This window comes from Candidatus Seribacter sulfatis, assembly GCF_964187635.1.
Lineage (GTDB): Bacteria > Verrucomicrobiota > Verrucomicrobiia > Opitutales > Seribacteraceae > Seribacter > Seribacter sulfatis.
On the sequence record NZ_CAXLMO010000035.1, the window covers coordinates 1 to 4,451 of the forward strand.

3 protein-coding genes and 1 pseudogene are annotated in these 4,451 nt (G+C 45.3%); 3 read left to right on the plus strand and 1 reads right to left on the minus strand.

Going from position 1 to position 4,451, the window contains the following annotated elements:
• A pseudogene (locus tag ACKPQ5_RS03985) lies at positions 1 to 353 on the minus strand (substrate-binding domain-containing protein); the annotation flags it as partial.
• Positions 354 to 472: 119 nt separating this feature from the next.
• On the opposite strand from ACKPQ5_RS03985, the gene xylA reads away from it, so the two are divergent.
• The 3 genes from xylA to ACKPQ5_RS04000 all read left to right on the plus strand — a co-directional run.
• Positions 473 to 1,777 carry a xylose isomerase gene (gene xylA / locus ACKPQ5_RS03990; RefSeq protein ID WP_407677804.1) on the plus strand — a complete coding sequence of 435 codons (1,305 nt, stop codon included), beginning with the start codon at positions 473 to 475 and terminating at the stop codon, positions 1,775 to 1,777.
• A 151-nt stretch (positions 1,778 to 1,928) separates the two neighbouring features.
• Entirely contained in the window at positions 1,929 to 3,431 is a 1,503-nt protein-coding gene (locus tag ACKPQ5_RS03995) for a transglutaminase-like domain-containing protein (RefSeq protein ID WP_407677805.1), read from the plus strand.
• A gap of 79 nt (positions 3,432 to 3,510) precedes the next feature.
• Positions 3,511 to 4,451, plus strand: a 941-nt coding sequence (locus ACKPQ5_RS04000; protein ID WP_407677806.1) for a sulfatase-like hydrolase/transferase, incomplete at its 3' end; no start/stop codon positions are given.

Sequence of the window (4,451 nt, forward strand, 5' to 3'; positions counted from 1 at the left end):
CCCAAGCAGGCGAGGCTTTTAAATCCTGTGAAAGAAAAACTTTCCGCGGCCTCCCGGCCCACAGCCCAATCGTCCACATCTGCACTGAGCGTTTTTGAGAAGGTCTGATCGGTGGCGACGATAATGGTGGGTACATTTAATTTCAACTCGAGAAGCTGTTCGGTTTTTTCAGGGAGCCATTCAGTAATTAATCCGCTCGGTCGGAGCTCGTTAAGCAAGGGCCCCAGTTCACTAATCGATCGATGGATACTGAGGACCCGGTAATCCTGCATTTTTCTTGCAAACGGAGTAAGGGAGGGGGTGAGTCGACGAAGAAAGACTTCGGACATAACAATGGCAATAGGTTGGCTCACAAAATTAAGAATGATTTTAATGTTGTCGTATATCAACAGAAAATATACGCAAAATGCGGTTTTCGGAATTGTATTAATTCGGTATGATGTATATTTTTTAACCTTAAACTCTTTTTCCCATGGAATATTTTAATTGCGGTAAGATTCAATACGAGGGTTCCTCCTCGAAAAACCCACTTGCGTTCAAACATTATAACCCTACTGAAAAGATCGGTGGTAAAACGATGAAGGATCACCTTCGTTTTGCCGGAGCATATTGGCATGTGATGCGAAATGAATTGGCGGATCCCTTCGGACAGGGCACGGCTCAGATGCCTTGGGATGATAAAAGTGACTCGGTGGAAAACGCGATCGCTCGGGTGGATGTATTTTTTGAATTCCTGGATAAGATGGGAATTGAATTCTATTGTTTTCATGATCGGGATATTTCTCCCGAGTTGAATGATCTTGCTGCATCCAGTGCCGCACTCGACCAAGTGGTGGCCAAGCTAAAGGAAAAACAGGCAGAGACCGGAGTGAAACTTCTATGGGGTACCGCTTGTTTATTTGCGCACCCCCGTTATGCCCAAGGTGCTGCGACTTCTCCCGATGCTTCAGTCTATGCCTATGCGGCGGCTCAAGTTAAGAAAGCTATTGAGGTGACCAATGAACTGGACGGCTTAGGGTATACATTTTGGGGTGGTCGTGAGGGTTATTCCACCTTGTTGAATACAAATATGAAGCGTGAACTCGACCACTTGGCCGCGTTTATGCACATGGCGGTGGATCATGCAAAGAGTATCGGGTTTGACGGTCCATTTTACATTGAGCCTAAACCACGGGAACCTTCCACCCACCAGTATGACAGTGATTCCGCTGCCTGCCTGAATTTCCTTCGCGAGTATAATTTACTCGATCACTTCAAGTTGAATATCGAGACGAATCATGCCACCCTCGCTGGTCATACCGTGGAACACGACCTGACAGTGGCGGCAAATGCGAACGCACTTGGTAGTATCGATGCCAATACGGGGGACACTTTAATTGGTTGGGATACTGATCAATTTCCCACTGATATTTACATGACCACCCAGATTATGTTGGTGGTATTGAAAATGGGTGGATTTACCACTGGAGGATTAAATTTTGATGCTAAGCGTAGACGTGAATCTCATGAGCCGATTGATTTGATGCATGCTCATATTGGTGGAATGGACGCATTTGCCCGTGGGTTAAAGATAGCTCATGCGATTCAAGAAGATGGTCGGATGGCTCAATTTGTGGAAGAACGTTATTCCAGTTTTGACCAGGATATTGGAGCCAAGATTGAAGCGGGTACGGCCAGTTTTGCTGAACTCGAGCAACTTGCATTGGCTAATGGCGAGCCTACTCTTGCCAGTGGACGTCAGGAAATGCTGGAAAACTTAATTAACGAGTTTATTTAAATTCTATCAACGGACAGTCTCGAACGAGACGGTTTTTTTGTTGGACTTAAGGTCTTGTGCTTATGAAATCCTTTCGCAGGATCATTAAAAGTGGCCTTCGGGTAATATTTGAAAATTAAGTAAGAAATCGAAAGACAAGACATCTATTAATATGAAAACTTTTAGACTGATTCAATTTCTTGTTAATCTTGTATCAAGGCCTAGTGCATTGCTCCTGTTTTTGGTTTCAGGAATTCAGGTTGCTGGGGCAAACACAGAGTTCACTCCGGTTGATCGATGGTATGAGGTTTACCTGGGAGGAGGGAAGGTAGGGTATGTTTCGGACATTATGCAAAAGGACGGAGATGTCATAAAAAGCCGGAATGAGTTTGTGATGCAGATTAAGCGTGCAGGACAGAGTATTGAAATTACGGTGGAGCAGGAAACTAAGGAAAAAATAAGCGGGGAATTGATTGAATTTTCAAGTGAGACCAAGATGGCGGGAATTCCCATGCTCAAGAAGGGGCGAGTGGAAGGGGAGGAATTGGTCGTTTATGAAAAACAGTTCATTTCAGGAAAAGAAACCAGATATCCTTTTGATCCCGAGGGAGGTATGAGTTGGGGGCTCCGTAAGCAGGTTCTGGAAAATGGATTCCAGAAAGCGGGAAAAACTTATGAACTCAAAGTCTACTCTCCTGACATGGGAATGAAAAAACCGGTTAAGGCAAAGATTATTTGCTTTGGGGAAAAACCGATTCAAATAGGAGAGAAAAAGATCAAAGCTTTTGAGGTGGATATGGAATTGAATAGTCCGTTTGGATCAATGATTACAAAGTCATGGTTTGATGAAAATTGTGTGGCTCTCAAAACCGTGATGAATATGGGAGGGATGAAAATTTCGATTATTGAGGTGCCAAAAAAGAAAGCTAAGAAGATGGAAGAAGAGGCTCACGAACTTTTGTTGAGCTCAGTTGTTCCATTGGATGCGGCAGTTCCTAACAGCGATAAAAATATTTTTATTATGAAGTCCATAAAGGGAGAATGGTCAGCTAAACTGTTTGAAGGAAATGGCCAGAAGATTGAGAAGATCAATGACAACTCGATACGGGTGATTGTGGATCAGAGTCAGCGAAAGGAAAAAGGTGGAGAGGGAATTGATTTGAAACCTTTTCTTTCGGCAAATGTATATCTTGATTCGGATGATCTACTGATTCAGAAACTTGCGAAGAAAGGAAAAGGAAAGGCAAAGACCTCTCAAGAAATCGCCAATAAACTTACCAAATTCGTCTTCCGCTACATGACCAACAAGAATTACGAGGTGGGGTTTGCCACTGCCAGTGAAGTTGCAAGAAATAAAGCGGGTGATTGTACGGAACACTCGGTACTGTTGGCTGCCTTGGGGCGTGCGTTAGGCATTCCCACTCGGGTGGTGACCGGCTTGGTTTATGCCGATGAATTTGAAGATCAAAAAGATGTGTTGGTTTATCACATGTGGACCCAATTTTATATTGATGATCAGTGGTTAAATCTTGATTCTGCCCTAGGCTTGGTCAAGTGCCCGGCTGACCGGATTACTTTTTCGGTGGATTCTTTGGAGGAGGATATCATCGCCTCAGCTCTCCCTTTAATGGAGTTGATTAATAACCTGAAGGTTACCGTACAAACGGTTGAATAGGTTTACTTCTTCTCCTTTTATCTTATCGAATAGGCAAGGGTTCCCTTGACCATTCTGCGTGAAGATTAGAAGGTATTCTATGATTAGAATTCTTTTTCTTTTTTTCCTTATCTGGACTTCTTGCTTTGGAAAAGATAGGCCCAATATTCTCTTTGCATTTGCCGATGACTGGGGTAGGCAGGCTAGTATCTATGCGAAGATCGAAGGAGCGGGAGGAATCAATGACGTCGCAAAGACACCCCACTTCGACAAGCTGGCGAAAAGCGGGGTACTTTTCACCAATGCCTCGGTCAATGCGCCGTCCTGCACGCCGTGCCGAAGCTCCATTCTTTCGGGGCGAAATTTTTGGGAGACGGGTAGGGGAGCGATTCTTCAAGGCGCTGTTTGGGATGAGAATATTCCGACTTGGCCGTTGTTGCTTAAGGATTCGGGTTACCATATTGGTTATACCTACAAGGTTTGGTCACCAGGTACGCCTCGGGATGCTGGGATTGGAGGACAGGCCAATGCCTTTGCCAAGGCCGGAGGGAAATTCAATGGGTTTTCGCAGTATGTTACAAGCCGGGCTTCCAAAGGGGTTGGCGTAAAGGATGCGAAGGGGGAACTTTACCGGGAAGCCCGCGGGAATTTCAAATCTTTCCTGGAAGGCAGAAAGAAAGATCAGCCCTTCGCCTACTGGTTCGGTCCCACCAATGTACACCGAAAATGGACCAAAGGCTCAGGTAAAAAACTTTGGGGCATAGATCCTGATGATCTAAAGGGCAAGATGCCCGCATTTTTGCCGGATGTTCATGCAGTCAGAGAGGATCTGGCCGATTACTTGGGTGAGATAGCTGCTTTCGATGCCGGTTTGGGAATCTTGATCGAGGAACTGAAGAAAGCGGGGGAGTATGAGAATACAATCATCGTGGTCAGTGGAGATCATGGTCCTCCCGGTTTTCCACATGGTAAGTGTAACCTCTACGATTTTGGTACCCGCGTGTGCCTGGCCATTGCCGGGCCGGGTGTGAGAGGTGGCCG